This is a genomic window from Cellulosimicrobium cellulans (assembly GCF_024124905.1).
Lineage (GTDB): Bacteria > Actinomycetota > Actinomycetes > Actinomycetales > Cellulomonadaceae > Cellulosimicrobium > Cellulosimicrobium cellulans_G.
Genome location: NZ_JAMXST010000002.1, coordinates 116,058 through 131,852 on the forward strand (window position 1 = coordinate 116,058; position 15,795 = coordinate 131,852).

The following is a 15,795-nucleotide window of genomic DNA, read 5'->3' on the forward strand; positions in this document are numbered from 1 at the left end:
CGGCGATGGGCGGCTCGTCCGAGCCGGTCGTCCGTCCGCTAGCGTCCACGTCGACCTGTGGGCGTGAGCAGCCCACCGACCCCGTCGACCGACAGGAGAAGTCACCGTGCACCAGTGGACCGGCACACCCAGGACGCGCGTCGTCCCCACGCTCGCGACCGTCGTCGTGGCGGCCGTCGCCCTCGCGGGCTGCGGTGCGGGCGACGGGGCACCCGACCCGGCCGCCACGACGGGGGCCGCCGAGGCGCAGGTGCCGGCGTCCTCGTCGGACGCGACGCCGGTCGTCGTGACGGGGAACGTGCTCGGCCGGGAGATCGAGATGTCGGTCGGGCCCGTGGTGCTCGACGGCGACCTCGCCGTCCTGCGGGTCGAGGCCGAGGCCACGAGCGGTGACGACACCCTGTTCGTCGGGGAGGCGTTCGCGAACCGCACGCTCTCGCAGGAGGACACGTTCGACGGCGTGCGCCTCGTCGACCTCGACGCCGGAGTCGTCCGGGAGCCGGCCCGGGCGGCCGACGGCGTCGCCCTCGCGTCCCTCGAGGACGACCGTTTCGAGCTCGGGCCGGACGAGGAGCCGGTGGTGGGCCACGTCGCGTTCGCCGCCCCCGCGTCCGCCACGACGGCGGTCCTCGTGCCCTACCTCGGGCTCGTCGAGGACGTCCCCGTCGTCGCGGCCGACGACGCCGAGGGCCTCACGGTCCCGGCGGCCGAGCTCGCGCCCGCCGGTCTCGACGACGTCGTCGCGCCGACCGCCGTCCTCGAGACGTTCAGCACCAGCGCGAACGACGCGGTCAGCACCCGCGACACGGACGACCTCGTGAGCGTCGCCATCGACTCCGACGTCCTGTTCGCGGTCGACTCCGCCGAGCTCGGCACCGCGTCGGACGCCGCGCTCCAGGCCGTGGCCGACCAGCTCGCGCTCGCTGCGGACGGCGAGCTCGTCGTCGTCGGGCACACCGACGACCAGGGGGAAGAGGCCGCGAACCAGGAGCTCTCCGAGCGCCGTGCGCACGCGGTCGCGGACCGGCTCGGCGAGATCGCCGACCTGGGCCGGTTCGACGTGCGGGTCGAGGGACGCGGGGAGACCGAACCCGTCGCCACCGACGGCACCGACGAGGCCCGGGCGCTCAACCGTCGCGTGACCGTCGAGTTCGTCCCCGCGGCGGACCGCTCGCCCGCGGAGGTGCCGGCGGCCGGCGAGCTCACGGCGCCGGAGGGTGCGACCGTCGACGGTCTCGGGGGTGCGACCCTCGAGCACGCCGACGGGCTCGGCGGGACCCAGACGCTGCACGTCGAGCTCGTGGAGGTCCGGCGAGCGGGCGGCTATCTGGTGGGGACCCTCGACGTGCGCAACGACGGGACGGACCACGCGGCGTTCGTGAGCGTGCTCGGATCCGTGCTCGACGGTCGCGGCGAGCTGGGAGAAGGCGGGCTCGGGGCGAACAACGTGACCCTGCTCGACGGCGGCGTGCGCGTCTACCCCGTCGACTACCTCGTCGACCCGGCCTTCTACCCGGACTCGGCGCGCAGCGTCCTCGCGGACCTGTCGGTCGGCTCGCTGAGCCCGGGCGTCACGTCGCGCGTGACCGTCGTCTGGCCGGACCGGGGCGGGGAGACGGTCGTCGTGGACGTGCCGGACGGGTCGACGGAGGTCACGGACGGCAGCACGCCGGTGCGGTTCGTGGACGTGCCCGTCGCGGACTGAGCCGGGGTCACCCGGGCGCGGCGCCGCGTGACGAACGGAACACGCGGCGCCCGCGGTCCTCCGCCGCCGAGCGATAGGAGCCCGGGGCTTCCCGGGCTACCCTGTACGGGGATGTCTTGATGTCGAGACATCGGTCATGCCGCACACGGCGCATCAGACGGAAGGACGCAGCAGGGTGGACCTGTTCGAATACCAGGCGCGCGACATCTTCGAGAAGCACGGCGTGCCCGTGCTGGGCGGGGTCGTCGCGACGACGCCCGAGGAGGCCCGCGCGGGCGCCGAGAAGCTCGGCGGCGGCACCGTGGTCGTCAAGGCCCAGGTGAAGACCGGCGGCCGCGGCAAGGCCGGCGGCGTCAAGCTCGCCCACTCGCCCGAGGAGACCGCCGAGAAGGCGTCCGAGATCCTCGGCATGGACATCAAGGGCCACACGGTCCACCGCGTCATGGTCGCCCAGGGCGCCAAGATCGCCGAGGAGTTCTACTTCTCGGTGCTCCTCGACCGGTCGAACCGCAACTACCTCGCCATGTGCTCCGTCGAGGGCGGCATGGAGATCGAGCAGCTCGCGGTGGAGCGCCCCGAGGCGCTCGCCAAGGTCGCCGTCGACCCGATCGTGGGCATCGACGAGGCCACGGCGCAGGAGATCGTCGACGCCGCCGGGTTCGCCGAGGACCTCAAGGCCCCGGTCGCGGCGGTCATCCGCAAGCTCTGGACCGTCTTCACGGCGGAGGACGCGACGCTCGTCGAGGTGAACCCGCTCGTCCGCACCGAGGACGGCTCGATCGTCGCGCTCGACGGCAAGGTCACGCTGGACGACAACGCCTCGGAGGTCCGTCACCCGGACCACGAGGCGCTGGAGGACAAGGAGTCGACCGACCCGCTCGAGGCGAAGGCCAAGGCGAACGGCCTCAACTACGTCAAGCTCGACGGCGAGGTCGGCATCATCGGCAACGGCGCGGGGCTCGTCATGAGCACGCTCGACGTCGTCGCGTACGCGGGCGAGGCCCACGGCGGCGTGAAGCCCGCCAACTTCCTCGACATCGGTGGCGGCGCCAACGCGCAGGTCATGGCGAACGGCCTCGACGTCATCCTCAACGACCCGCAGGTCAAGTCGGTGTTCGTCAACGTCTTCGGCGGCATCACCGCGTGCGACGAGGTCGCCAAGGGCATCGTGGGCGCGCTCGAGATCCTCGGCGACGAGGCCTCCAAGCCGCTCGTCGTGCGCCTCGACGGCAACAACGTGGACCTCGGCCGCGCGATCCTGCGCGAGGCGAACCACCCGCTCGTGACCCTCGCCGAGACCATGGACGGCGGGGCCGACAAGGCTGCCGAGCTGGCCAACGCCTGATCGCCCGAAGACGCGGAAAGCTGAGACAGAGAACACCATGTCGATCTACCTGAACTCCGACTCCAAGATCATCGTCCAGGGCATCACCGGCGGGATGGGTGCCAAGCACACCGCCCTCATGCTCGACTCGGGCGCGCAGATCGTCGGCGGCGTCAACGCCCGCAAGGCCGGCACGACCGTCACGCACAAGGACCACGAGGGCAACGACGTCACGCTCCCCGTGTTCGGCACCGTGGCGGAGGCCATGGCCGAGACGGGCGCGAACGTGTCCGTCCTGTTCGTCCCGCCGGCGTTCACCAAGGACGCCGCGATCGAGGCCGTCGACGCCGAGATGCCGCTCATCGTCGTCATCACCGAGGGCGTCCCCGTCCAGGACACGGCCGAGGTCTGGGCCTACCTGCAGGGCAAGAAGACGCGCATGATCGGCCCGAACTGCCCCGGCATCATCACGCCGGGCGAGTCGCTCGCCGGCATCACCCCGCACACCATCACGGGCAAGGGCCCGGTCGGTCTCGTGTCGAAGTCGGGCACGCTGACCTACCAGATGATGTACGAGCTCAAGGACCTCGGGTTCTCGACCGCCATCGGCATCGGCGGCGACCCGATCGTGGGCACCACGCACATCGACGCGCTCGAGGCGTTCGAGAACGACCCCGAGACCAAGGCGATCGTCATGATCGGCGAGATCGGCGGCGACGCCGAGGAGCGCGCAGCGGCCTACATCAAGGACCACGTCACCAAGCCGGTCGTCGGCTACGTCGCGGGCTTCACCGCCCCCGAGGGCAAGACGATGGGCCACGCCGGCGCGATCGTCTCCGGGTCCGCGGGCACCGCGCAGGCCAAGAAGGAGGCCCTCGAGGCCGTCGGCGTCAAGGTCGGCAAGACGCCGTCCGAGACCGCCGCGCTCCTGCGCGAGGTCCTCGCCTGACGCTGGACCCGCCGGACCCGCGACCCGGGTCCACGCACACGACGCCCCGTGACCGCTCCGCCGGCCGCGGGGCGTCGTGCGTCCGGCGTCGTGGTCCGCGCGCGTGCCGGAGATCGCGCGTCAGGCGGCGGGGTCGCGGTCCGCGCTCGGGACGGTGGGCGCCCCCGACGCCGCGAGCCACGCGTCGAGGCGCACCCACTGCGCGTAGAGCCACGCGGCGCGCTCCTCGTCGCCCGCCGGGAGCGCCTCGCGGGGCGTCGCCCAGATCTTGAGCGTGAGGCGCTTGTCCATCGGCAGCTCGCGCCAGATGTCGCGCACCGTGACCAGGCGCTCGAGGCCCGTGTGCGCGACGACCGCCACGCCCGTCGTCGGCGTCGCGTCGAGCGCGGCGAGGAACCCGCCGACGTGCGGCGCCATGACGTGCGGCATCCCCTCCGCGAGCACGGCGAGGTCCTCCTCGCCGGAGGCGCGCAGCGCGGTGATCCGGGCGTCGCGGCGGCGCGGCGTGACGTTCCCGCCCTCGGGGAAGAGGAGGACGGCGGAGTCCGGCGCGAGGTCCGTCGCGAGCGCGGCGACCGCCTCGCTGCCGGACGGCGCGCCGTGCGGCCGCCGCGAGCGCGGCACCACGAAGTACGCCGGGACGCGGTGGAGCAGGACGTCGATCGCGGGGTCCCACTGGAGCGTGTCCTTGAGCACGACGCGCGGCTCGCGTCCCGCCGCGTTGACGATGCGGTCCATGAGGACGAACGAGTCGCCGGGCCCGGCGTGGCGGCTCACCACGAGCACCGGGGCCCCGTCGAGCCCGTCGGCCTCGCTGAGGTCGACGTCGATCCGCAGGCGCAGCGTCCAGCGCACCTGCCAGAACAGCACCGAGAGCATCCGGCCGGCGAGGCGCACGTGCGCGCGCCGGAAGGCGGGCCGGTGCAGCGCCCAGCCGAAGCCGGAGCCCACCCAGAGCCCGAACAGCGCCAGGACCGCGACCGCGTCCCAGACGACGTAGAAGCTCGCGACCCAGAGGACGCGCGGCGCGCGCAGGCGACCGGGCAGCGCCCAGCTCACGATGCCGCCGACGAGCAGGACGAGCATGAGGCTCGTCGGGACGAGCAGGACCGCGAGGACGACGACGGCCGGCGCGAGCAGCAGCCGGCGGACCCAGCGCGGCGGGGGCGCGACGTTCACGCGTCGCCCCCCAGCTCCTCCAGGTAGCGGCGCGCCGCCGCGTACGACGAGGCGGCGCGCGCTCGGGTCGTGTCGAGCCGGCGCGACGACGAGAGCCGGTCGTCGCCGGGCAGCGGCCCGCCGCTGGGCAGGACGTGGACGGTCACGTCGTCGGGGACCTCGGCGAGCTCGCGCGCGAACCGGTGCCGCCGGGAGATCTCGAACGTCACCTTCGCGACCTCGACCGCGGTCCGCGGCGGCCGCAACGGCTCCTCGATCCGCCCGACCTGGAGCACCCAGACCGTCCGTGCGCCGCGGCGCACCGCCTCGCCCAGCGGGATCGAGGAGACCACCCCGCCGTCCACGTAGTGCTCGTCGCCGATGCGCGTGGGCGGCAGCGCGCCCGGGACGGACGCCGAGGCGAGCACGGCGTCGACCAACGGACCCTCGCTGAACCAGCGCTCCGCCGCGCGCTCGATCGACGCCGCGGCGACGACGAGGGGCACGGCGAGGTCGGCGAACGTCGTGCGCTCGCCGAGCACCTGGCGCAACAGCGCGCGCAGGGGAGCCGGGCTGGCGAGGTGGGTGCGCGTCGTCGCGAGCCGGTGCACCTGCCGGTACCACGCCTCGCCGTAGACCTGCGCGGCTGCGGGCGACGACCAGGCGGACTCGAGGCGAGGGACGACCGCGGGCGTCGGGTCCGCCGCGAGGGCCGCCCCGTTGATCGCACCGATCGACGTCCCGACCACCAGGTCGGGCGTGATGCCGCGTTCCAGCAGCGCACGCAGCATGCCGATCTGGACGGCGCCCCGGACCCCGCCCCCACCCAGGACGAACGCGGTCGGGGCGGGCGGCGTCGTCATGGACCGATCGTAGGCGCGGGTAGGCTGGCGCGCCGGGGCGAATGCCGCAGACCGACCACTCGATCGACGACGATGGGCACCATGAGCACCACCAGCACGACGCGTGGTGCGCGCACGCGCACCGTGGACGGCAGCCCGGCCCCCGCACCGGTCGTGGTCCGGCGCGGGCCCTCGGGAGTGCTCGCCGCGCTCCAGGCGCTCGCGCTGTCGCTCGCCGTCGTGGTGCTCCCCGGCGTCGTCGCCTTCCTCGCGTCGTCCACCGGGTCCCCCGAGGGCTCCGGGTGGGGGCAGTCGGTGACGATCGCCGCGGGATTCTGGCTCCTCGGGCACGGGGTCCCGCTCGTCGCGAGCGGGACGACGGTCACGCTGGTGCCGCTCGGACTCACCGCCCTCGCGCTGTTCTGCTGCTTCGCGTCTGCCCGACGATCCGCGCACACGACCCTGTCCGCCTGGGTCGCGGGCACCGTGACCTATGCCCTCGCGACGCTCGGCGTCGCGCTGCTCGCCGGGTCGACGCCCCCGTGGGGTCTCGGCGTCGCGGTCGTCGGGGGCGCCGTCGTCGGCGGGCTCGGCCTGGGCGCCGGGATCCTCGCACGACCCGACGCGCCCCTCGTCGGCGACCTCACGCAGCGGCTCGACCGGTGGCTCCCGCCGTCGGTACGACTGGGCCTGCGCGGCGGCCTGCTCGGCACGAGCCTGCTGGCCGGAGTCTCCGCCGTCGTCGTCGGGGCGTGGCTGGTGGCCGGGCGTGCGACGTCGGGCGACATCGTCGCCGGGCTCGTGCCCGGGACCGTCGGTGGCATCGTCCTGGCGCTCGCGCAGCTCGCCGTCCTGCCGAACGTCGTGGCCTGGGCCGGGGCGTGGCTCGTCGGGCCGGGCTTCGCCGTCGGCGAGGGCAGCACGTTCGCCCCGACCGGCTCCGAGCCCGGCGCGCTGCCGGCGATCCCGCTGCTCGGCGCCTTGCCCGGCGACGACTGGACCAACCCGCTGACGCCGTGGGTGCCGGCCGTCGTCGTCGCGCTCGGCGTGGTGGTCGGGGCCTTCGTGTGGCGCCGCCTGCGCGACGTGACAGGCACCCACCCGGACGACGACGTCCGGTGGCTCGACGTGGGCCTCGCCCTGGGCGGGGTCGCGCTCGGCGCGGGACTGCTCGTCGGGGCGGTGAGCTGGCTCGCGGGCGGCGCGGTCGGGCCCGGGCGGCTCGAGGTCGTCGGTGCCGACGCGCTCGTCGTCGGAGCCCTCGCGGCGGCGGAGATCGGCGGCGGCGCCGCGCTCGCGGTCCTCTGGGCGCGGCTCAACGTCCTGGGCCGCCACCACGGCGCCCCCCTCGACGACGAGCCCTGACGCCGAGGTAGAGCCCCGGTCCGCCGAGGTAGAGCCATGGTCGGCGAGGTAGAGCTGTGGTCCGGTGAGGTGGCATGGTCGGGTCTCAAGCCCGCGGGGTCAGGTCCGCGGTGGGGGTGGGCTCGGTGCTCGGGGCTGCGGCGCCGTCACCCTGGTCTGTCGGGCGTGGGTTCTAGGAGCGCCGCTCTGACGCCCCTTCGCATCCGAGCCCACCCCCACCGCTCGGCGGTCGGCCCACCGTGGCTCGGTGATCGGCCGACCAGGTGGTCCTGGCAGCCTGACCAGGCGACCTTGGCTCGTCAGCCCCCATGTCGGGCCGAGACGACCTGCTCGGCGTGGCGCCGTGCGGCCCGGGCGACCTCGCGACGGCACGGGGCGACGTCGCGAGGAACAGGTCGAGTCGCGACCCACGACCCACGACCCACGACCCACGACCCGCAGCTGCAGCGGCTGCGCCGCGGCGCAGTCGCGCAGTGGCGCCCGAGAGGCGCGCGACGGACGGTGCTGCGTGGTGTCACGCGGCAAGCGGACGCAGCAACGGGAACGTGTCGGCGAGACCGGCACCGCGGGCGGTCGCCCGGGTGAGGGACGACCAGGGTGAGACGACGTAGGGCGGGGTGGGTGGTGGTGCCGCGTCGTGGTCGGGCCTGGCGGGAGCCGCGAGGAACGAGCGGCGGATGGTAGACGCGGCACCACCACCCACCCCGCCCCCCAAGGTGACCAGACCGCCGTCGGGCACGAAACCAGGCCTCTACCTGGGCTGACCACGCCTCTACCTCGCGTGACCGTGGCTCTACCTCGTGACCACGGTTCTGCCTCGGCCGCGCGAGGGTTCGGGCTCGGGAGGTTCAGGCGGTCGGTGACGTGATCGCGGGCTTGCCCTCGGCGGGGGCTGCGGCGGCGGGGTCGGTGAAGGCCTGGCGCGGGACGACGACGAGCAGGAGGACGGCGGCGACGAGCGCCGTCGTGCCGCACACGACCCAGACGGTGACGTACCCGCCGAACGAGCCGGCCGTGCCCTCCGTGGCGCCGCCCTGGAGCGCGGCGCCCGCGAGCGCGATGCCGAAGACGCACGACGCGATCGCCCCGCCGACGGTCTTCACGGAGTTCGTGAGGCCGGTGGCGACGCCGGTGAGCGTCGGGGGAGCCGCGGCGGCAGCCGCCGCGGGCAGCGCCGCCACGAGCGCGCCGGAGCCGAGCCCGACGATCACCATGTTGGTGAGCACGTTCGCGTACGTCCCGTGGAACGGCAGGAAGAGCAGGAAGCCGACGCCCACGAGGGTGGACGCGCCGACCAGGGTGAGGCGCGGCGTCGCGCGGCGGGCGACGCGGGGATAGGACAGCGCGCCGACGATCATGCCGATCAGGTAGACGCCGATGAGCAGGGACGTCTGGAAGCCGGTCGTGCCGAGCCCGTACCCGTGCTCGGCGGGGTCGGTGCGGGCGAACGTGGACAGCGGCGCCTGGGCGCCCAGCACGGAGACGCCGAACAGGCCGGCGGTGAGGAACACCGGGCCGAGCGCGGGGGAGCGGAACATGCGCACGTCGACGAGCGGGTCGTCCTGGCGCAGCTCCCACCGGGCGAACGGCCACAGCAACGCGGCGCCGAGCAGCACGACCGCCCAGGGTGCGACCGCGGCGACGCCCTCGAGGCGCAGCAGGCTGAGGCCGCCGGTCAGAGCGAGGAGCGCGAGCGAGACGAGCACGAGGCCGACGGTGTCGAAGCGCCCGCCCGCGGGGTCGGGCGACTCCTGCACGCCGAGCAGCACGACGACGAAGCACACGACGACGAGCAGCGCCGGGACGAGGAGCACGACGCGCAGCGGCAGCGCATCGACCAGCGCCCCGCCCGCGAGCGCGCCGACGATCGCGCCGGTCTCCAGCGCCGCGACGAGGACGCCCGCGGCCCGCGCGGTGACGGCCGCGGGGTTCGCCAGGCGTCGGGCGCGCGACCAGACGAGCGCGATCTCCAGCGGCAGCCACACGACGTAGAACCCCTGCACGGCCCACGCCACGAGGAACACCGCGAACGAGTCGGTGAACGGCAGGACGAGCGACGCGGCCGCGGTGACCGCCGTCGACCACAGGAGGATGCGGCGGTGGCCGACCATGTCGCCGAGCTTGGCCAGCGCGGGCACGACGAGTGCGGACAGCATGAGCTGCGAGCCCTCGAGCCAGTTCACGTCGGCGTCGTGCACGCCGAGGTGCCGCGCGATGTCCGTGAGCATCGGCGTGTAGTAGCCCTGGAGGACGCCGCTCGTCAGCTCGACGAAGGCGAGGAACCCGACGACGCCGGCGAGGGTCGAACCCGCGAGGCGCCCGGTGAGCGAGCGAGCCATCGCTGCTCCTTTGCGTGGGGAGGCGCGCGTCGTCGCGCGCTCCGGAGGTGGGGAGCGTCAGGGTAGCCGCTCGAGGAGCGCGCGGTGGAACCGCTCGCCCCGCGCGAGCTCGGCGACCTCGACGCGCTCGTCGACGCCGTGGATGGTGGCGCGCAGCTCGGCGGACATCGCGAGCGGCGCGAACCGGTACACGGCGGGCGAGAACCGGTGGAAGTGCCGCGCGTCGGTCGCCTGCATCGTGATGTACGGGGCGGGGAGCGCGTCGGGGTGCGAGACGCCGACGCACGCCGCGAGGAGCGCGAACCGCTCGTCGTCCACGGGGGACTCCGGGGAGGGCTCGCTGGCCTCGACGACCTCGATCTCGACCTGCGGGTCGGCCACGCGCCGGCGGACGCGCTCGACGGTGCCCGCGACGGTCTCGCCGAGCGCGATCCGCAGGTTGACGGTCGCGGACGCCTGCGACGGCAGGACGTTCGCGGCCGTGCCCCCGGAGAGCATCGTCGGCGCGACGGTCGTGCGGACGATCGCGGCGGCCTCGCCGCCCATCGCGGCGAAGGCCTGCGCCGCGGCGGGCGGTGCCGCGGCGAGGGTGCGCAGGGCCGCCCGCGCGGGGCCGGTCGCGCGGTCCGAGAAGAGGCGGAGCATGCGCGAGATCGCGACCGGCGTGCGGGCGGGGAAGGTGCGCGGACCGAGGCGCTCGACGGCGCGCGCGACCCGCCGGACCGCCGTCGTCGTGGGCGGGGCCGACGCGTGCCCGCCCTCGCCGCGCGCGGTGAGGCGGAGCGTCAGCACGCCCTTCTCGCCGACGCCGATCATCGCCGCGCTCCCGGGGACGAGGGGGAGCGGGGAGTCCGTGACCGCGCCGCCCTCGTCGAGCACGAGCCACGGGACCACGCCGCGGTCGCGCAGCGTCGTCGCGATCGCCGCGGCGGCGGCCCCGTACGACTCCTCGTTGCCGCCGAACGACAGGTAGACGTCCCGCGCGGGCGTGAAGCCCGCGGCCAGCAGGTTCTCGACGGCCTCGAGCACGACGACGAGGGGCCCCTTGTCGTCGAGCGCGCCGCGCCCGTGGACCCAGCCGTCGGCGACGCGCCCCTCGAAGGGCGGGTACGTCCATGCGTCGCTCTCGTCCACCGGGACGACGTCGTAGTGCGCCATGAGCACGAGCGGCGCCTCGTCGGACCGGCCGCGCCACCGGTAGAGCAGCCCGAGGTCGGTGATGCGCTCGCGGTCGAGGTGCTCGTGGACCAGGGGGTAGAGCTCGGGCAGGAGGTCGACGAGCTCGTCGAAGGGCGCGAGCCCTCGCTCCTCCAGCTCGGCGGACACCGTGGGGATCCGGATGAGCCGGGAGAGGCGCTCGTCGGCACCGGGTCGAGGGGTCACGGGCGCGGTCGTCATGGCCCCACCCTAGAGACTCGACGTCACGAGCGGGCGACGGGGGATCTCGTGCGGTGGCCCATGACTCCTGTACCGATTTAGTCAGACGTGGTGACTCTGGGGAGGGGGCAGCTACGGGGCATGCGGCGCATCACACCGAGGCAGAGAGTTCCGGGCGGATTCCTCCTTGCCACGTGTGCCGAAGGGGCAGGTGTCATCTTGACTGCGCTGTCAAGAACCGGTTTACTAGCGCCACGTCACCGTCGGCGCAGGGAGGCGTCACCCGTGGGCGCGCGGCCGGCGACCTCGCCACAGGAGGCGAGGCAGGACGCGGCCCGCCTGGCGCCTCGCCAGGCGGTCGAACCGTCCGTCGGAGGCGGCACGGGCCGCCTCACCGTGAAGGAGCACCTGCGCGATGACGCGTCAGAAGTCCGGCACCGCCGTCGGCGCCCGTGCCGAGAGGCGACCTGTCCCGCGCTGCTCCCGACGGACGACGACCGACGTCGGCCTGCGCCGCCCCGACCGCACCGTGCGCGCGCCACGGACCACCACAAGGGAGCACCCCATGAGAAGCGTCAGAGCCCTGATCTCCGCCTTCCTGGCACTCGTGCTGAGCGCTGTCGGACTCGTCGTCGCGCCCGCGGGCGCGGCGCCGCCCGGCGACGACGTCGACACGATCACGTCGCGCCTCCGGGAGTACTACCTGGGGCAGGGCGACGACGTCATCATCGCGAACGGCATCTACCTGGCACGTACCTCCGAGGCTCTCGACTACGTCGCGTCGCAGGGTGCCGACGGATCGTGGCCGGACGTCGACTACGCGGACCGGACGAGCTCCGCGAACGGTGCGACCTGGTCCGCGTACATCGCGCTCTACCGGATGCTCGCGCTCGCCCAGGCCTACCGCGACCCGGACGCCGCGGGCTTCGAGGACCCCGCCGTCCTCGCCGCGGTCGAGCGCGCACTCGTGCACTGGGACGCGGTCGACCCGGGCAACACGAACTGGTGGGAGACCGAGATCGGCGAGTCCATGGCGATGGGGCGTCTCACCGTCTTCCTCGGCGACGAGCTGAGCCCCGAGGCGAAGGCCGTCGCGCTCGAGCACAACACCGGCAGGCTCGACCCGGTCGGCGCCAACGGTGCGTGGCGCACGACGAACTACCTCTTCGAGGCGCTCGCGACCCGTGACCACGAGAAGATCGTGTCCGGCTTCGACACCATGGTCCAGACCGTCGCCGTCGACCGCTCCGGGGCGACCAACGAGGCGGTGCAGCCCGACGGGAGCTTCTGGGCGCACGGGGCGCAGCTGTACAGCGAGGGGTACGGCATGGCGCTCTTCACCAACGTGGCGCTGTGGGCCGACGCGGCGCGCGGCACGGGTCTCGCGTTCACCCGGGAGCACCTGGACACGATCGCGTTCTACGTCGTCAACGGCACGCGGTGGATGATCCGCGGCGAGGTCGGCATGCTGTACCTCGGCTATCGAGAGCCGAAGACCGTCGGCGGCGTCACGGGGTACGCCGCCGAGTTCCTCGAGCCGCTCACCAAGATGGAGCGCACGGACCCGCTGTACGCGACCGACTACCAGGAGCTGATCGACAGCATCAGGGGCACGACCCGGACCAACGGTGTCACCGGGAACAAGTACTTCTGGCGGTCGGAGTTCTCGTCCCACCTGCGCGACGGGTACGGGATCTTCACGCGGCTCAACTCGAGCCGCACCGTCGGCAGCGAGTACCGCTCCACCTTCCGCCCGGAGGTCGGCAACGAGATCGTGTGGAACGCGGCGGGCGCCACAGCGATCCAGGTGACCAACCGGGAGTACATCGACCTCGGTCCGGCGTTCGACTGGTTCCACTACCCCGGCGTCACCGCTCCGTACGTCAAGGAGCAGACGCGTGGCACGGCCGGCCGGACGGGCAACGGAGGCAGCTTCACGGGCGGCGTCTCGGACGGCACCTACGGAGTGAGCGTGCACAGCCTCGACCGCGCCGACACCCAGGGCAGGAAGAGCTACTTCTACCTCGACGACGAGATGGTCGCGCTCGGCGCCGGTATCCGTTCGGAGTCCGACGCGCCGGTGCACACGACGGTGAACCAGGCCGTGGCGAAGGACAACGCCTCCGCCGACGGCCGACCCGTCGCTCCGGGGACCGTGGGCGCTGCGCTCGAGGGTCCGTCGTGGGCCTACAACGACGAGGTCGGCTACGTCTTCCCGGCCGGTCAGCGAGTGCTCGTCTCGAACACGGCGCAGACGGGGAGCTGGGTCGGTCAGGACCCGGTGAGCCGGGACGCCTTCACGCTCTACGTGGACCACGGCGTGCGTCCGAGCGACGCCGGCTACGAGTACGTGGTGCTCCCCGCCGCCTCCCCGCAGGAGGTCGAGGCCTATGCCGCGGCACCCGCCGTCCAGGTGCTCCGCAACGACGCCGCGGTGCAGGCGGTGCGGCACGCCGGGCTCCGGCGCACGATGGCGACGTTCTACCAGGCCGGGAGCCTCGATCTCGGTGCCGGCCGGACGCTCGAGGTGAACCAGCCCGCGATCGTCCTCGTGGACGAGTCGGGCGAGGTCCCGGTGGCGAGCGTCGCGAACCCCGACCGGCCGGGCCTCGTCGTCTCCGTCGTGCTCGGCGGTCCGGACGGCGAGCACCGCGGCACGTTCGCCCTGGGTTCCGGCGCGAGCCTGGGCAAGACCGTCACGGCGCCCCTCTCGTCGGACGCCGGGACGGACTCGGACCTCACCGCGAGCAGCGCGCTGGAGGGGCACGGCGCGGCGCTCGCGGGCGACGGGGACGACGCCACGGCCTGGCGCTCCGACGGAGACGGGACGGCGTGGCTGACGAGGCGTCTCGCGCCGGGGTCGTTCGTCACCGGCGCCACGGTGTCGTGGGGCGACCAGCACGCGTCGCGCTTCCTGCTGCAGACGTCGCTCGACGGCGCGACCTGGACCGACCACCGGTTCGTGCAGGACGGCGCCGGGGGTCGCACCCGGCTCGAGCTGACCCCGACCGCGGCCGCCTTCGTCCGCCTCGTGCTGCTGGACGGTCCCGGCGACGACGGGTACGCCGTCCGGGAGCTCGACGTCGACTCGAGCGTGAACCTCGCCCTCGGTCGGCCGGCGACCGCCTCCGGCTCGTCGGGCGGGGCCGCCGCGAGCATCACGGACGGCAACATGGACACCCGCTGGAGCGGGAACCTCTCGGACAGCGCCTGGGCGCAGGTCGACCTCGGCTCCGTGCAGCAGATCGGCGCCGTGCGGCTGTGGTGGGAGGCATCCTTCGCCCGCCAGTACCGCATCCAGGTCTCCGACGACGGCACCGCCTGGCGCGACGCCTACGCCACGACGGGCGCGGGCAGCGACGGGGGGACGGACGCCGTCGCGGTCGACGAGCGAGCGCGCTACGTGCGCATGCAGACGGTCCAGCGCAGCACGACCCAGTACGGCGTCTCGCTGTGGGAGCTCGAGGTGTTCGCCGACGACCTGGTCGTCGACGCGCCGACCGTGCCGGCGGGCCGGGAGAACCTGGCCCTCGCCCGGCCGGTCCAGGCCGACTCGACCTACAACGCGACCGCCGGCGCCCGCAACGCCAACGACGGCAACCTCACGACGCGCTGGTCCTCCCAGCGCCAGGACGCGCCGTACACGATCGAGCGCTGGCTCCAGGTCGACCTCGAGGGAACCCGCAGCATCAACCAGGTCGTCGTCACCTGGGAGGCGGCGACGTCGAACGACTTCCGCGTCGAAGGGTCGCTCGACGGCCGGACCTGGGAGCAGCTGGCCCGGGTCGAGAAGACCTCGGCAGAGCTGCGGAACGTCGTGGACCTGCCCGAGTCCGACGTGCGCTACGTCCGGGTGATCGGCCTGCCCGTCACGAAGTACGGGCTCTCGATCTTCGAGCTCGAGGTGTACGGCGGGTACAACCTGCAGTGCGACGCGTCGCCCGTGGCCGCGGATCCCGCGTCCAGCGCGGTGGCGACGGCCAGCGTCACGCCCCTCGAACCGGACGACGAGTTCATCGCCTTCTCGCTCGACGAGTCGGTGGCGTCGGTCGTGGGCGACCCCCGCGTCGGCGACGGGCGCGTGGAGCTCGACCTGGCCACCGGCCAGGCCGGGAGGACCGCCGTCCTGGTCACGCACGCGAAGGGTGACGAGATCGCGTGGTGCGACGTGGTCGTCGCGGTCGACACGGCTGAGCTCGACCGGCTCGTCGCGCAGGCCGACGCGCTGGACAGCAGGCAGTACACGCCCGAGAGCTGGGCGCCTCTGCTGCCCGCGCTCGAGGCGGCGAAGGAGGCGGCCCGCGCGGAGGGCGCGACCCAGGGCGACGTCGACGAGAAGACGGCGGCCCTCGCGGCGGCGCTCGAGGGTCTCGTGGAGCGGGCCCCGGTGACCACGGCGCCGACCGTCGAGGTGACGGCGCGCTGCCTGGCCGGCACGGCCTACGTGGCGGTGCGCGCGACGAACACGGACGAGCAGACAGCGGCGATCGTGCTGTCGACACCGTTCGGCGACCGGACGTACGCCGCGGTCGCGCCGGGAGGGAACGCCTACCAGTCGTTCAGCTCCCGAGCGGCCGTGGTGGACGCCGGAGCGGTGAGCATCACGGCCACCGCACCCGGTCGCGAGCCGGTGACGGTCCAGGCACCGTACGAGGCCAAGCGCTGCGGCTGAGCCGCGGCGGCCGCAGCCGGGCCGTCGTGGGGGTGTCGGAGGACACCGCCACGACGGCCCGGTC

Annotated in this window: 9 protein-coding genes; 5 read left to right on the forward strand and 4 right to left on the reverse strand. The window is 73.9% G+C overall.

All coding sequences use genetic code 11. The annotated features are described in order from the left end of the window. Window positions 1-106: 106 nt before the first annotated feature. From NHH00_RS05595 to sucD, 3 genes are all read left to right on the forward strand, one after another. Window positions 107-1,705: an OmpA family protein gene (locus NHH00_RS05595; RefSeq protein ID WP_253050879.1), complete on the forward strand. Its 1,599-nt coding sequence runs from the start codon at window positions 107-109 to the stop codon at window positions 1,703-1,705. Between the two features lie 175 nt (window positions 1,706-1,880). Beyond that, window positions 1,881-3,050 (forward strand): ADP-forming succinate--CoA ligase subunit beta, encoded by a 1,170-nt coding sequence (sucC, locus tag NHH00_RS05600; RefSeq protein ID WP_253050880.1) that lies wholly within the window; start codon window positions 1,881-1,883, stop codon window positions 3,048-3,050. 37 nt (window positions 3,051-3,087) lie between these two features. Then, window positions 3,088-3,978 carry a succinate--CoA ligase subunit alpha gene (gene sucD, locus NHH00_RS05605; protein WP_087471388.1) on the forward strand — a complete coding sequence of 297 codons (891 nt, stop codon included), beginning with the start codon at window positions 3,088-3,090 and terminating at the stop codon, window positions 3,976-3,978. Window positions 3,979-4,098: 120 nt separating this feature from the next. On the opposite strand, the gene NHH00_RS05610 is transcribed toward sucD, so the two are convergent. Together NHH00_RS05610 and NHH00_RS05615 are read right to left on the reverse strand one after the other, a co-directional pair. Further along, complete coding sequence (locus NHH00_RS05610) at window positions 4,099-5,157, reverse strand: 1-acyl-sn-glycerol-3-phosphate acyltransferase (RefSeq protein ID WP_253050881.1); 1,059 nt, start codon at window positions 5,155-5,157, stop codon at window positions 4,099-4,101. Then, the gene (locus NHH00_RS05615) at window positions 5,154-5,999 is read right to left on the reverse strand and encodes a patatin-like phospholipase family protein (protein ID WP_253050882.1); all 846 of its coding nucleotides are present in this window, start codon (window positions 5,997-5,999) and stop codon (window positions 5,154-5,156) included. Before NHH00_RS05615 ends, NHH00_RS05610 begins: the two co-directional genes overlap by 4 nt. A gap of 81 nt (window positions 6,000-6,080) precedes the next feature. Here NHH00_RS05615 and NHH00_RS05620 point away from each other — a divergent pair, with 81 nt between their 5' ends. Continuing rightward, window positions 6,081-7,343, forward strand: a complete 1,263-nt coding sequence (locus NHH00_RS05620) for a cell division protein PerM (protein ID WP_253050883.1) — start codon at window positions 6,081-6,083, stop codon at window positions 7,341-7,343. 848 nt (window positions 7,344-8,191) lie between these two features. Here NHH00_RS05620 and NHH00_RS05625 read toward each other — a convergent pair. Beyond that, window positions 8,192-9,682 (reverse strand): MFS transporter, encoded by a 1,491-nt coding sequence (locus NHH00_RS05625; RefSeq protein ID WP_253050884.1) that lies wholly within the window; start codon window positions 9,680-9,682, stop codon window positions 8,192-8,194. A 57-nt stretch (window positions 9,683-9,739) separates the two neighbouring features. Continuing rightward, entirely contained in the window at window positions 9,740-11,080 is a 1,341-nt protein-coding gene (locus NHH00_RS05630; protein WP_253050885.1) for a M20/M25/M40 family metallo-hydrolase, read from the reverse strand. 544 nt (window positions 11,081-11,624) lie between these two features. Between NHH00_RS05630 and NHH00_RS05635 the strand changes: the two genes are divergently transcribed. Beyond that, complete coding sequence (locus NHH00_RS05635) at window positions 11,625-15,731, forward strand: polysaccharide lyase family 8 super-sandwich domain-containing protein (protein WP_253050886.1); 4,107 nt, start codon at window positions 11,625-11,627, stop codon at window positions 15,729-15,731. Window positions 15,732-15,795: the final 64 nt, after the last annotated feature.

Coding starts and splice junctions, on each gene's coding strand:
- NHH00_RS05635 (WP_253050886.1), top strand. CDS start 11,625: ATGAGAAGCGTCAGAGCCCTGATCTCCGCCTTCCTGGCACTCGTGCTG.
- NHH00_RS05625 (WP_253050884.1), bottom strand. CDS start 9,682: ATGGCTCGCTCGCTCACCGGGCGCCTCGCGGGTTCGACCCTCGCCGGC.
- NHH00_RS05615 (WP_253050882.1), bottom strand. CDS start 5,999: ATGACGACGCCGCCCGCCCCGACCGCGTTCGTCCTGGGTGGGGGCGGG.
- NHH00_RS05630 (WP_253050885.1), bottom strand. CDS start 11,080: ATGACGACCGCGCCCGTGACCCCTCGACCCGGTGCCGACGAGCGCCTC.
- NHH00_RS05620 (WP_253050883.1), top strand. CDS start 6,081: ATGAGCACCACCAGCACGACGCGTGGTGCGCGCACGCGCACCGTGGAC.
- sucD (WP_087471388.1), top strand. CDS start 3,088: ATGTCGATCTACCTGAACTCCGACTCCAAGATCATCGTCCAGGGCATC.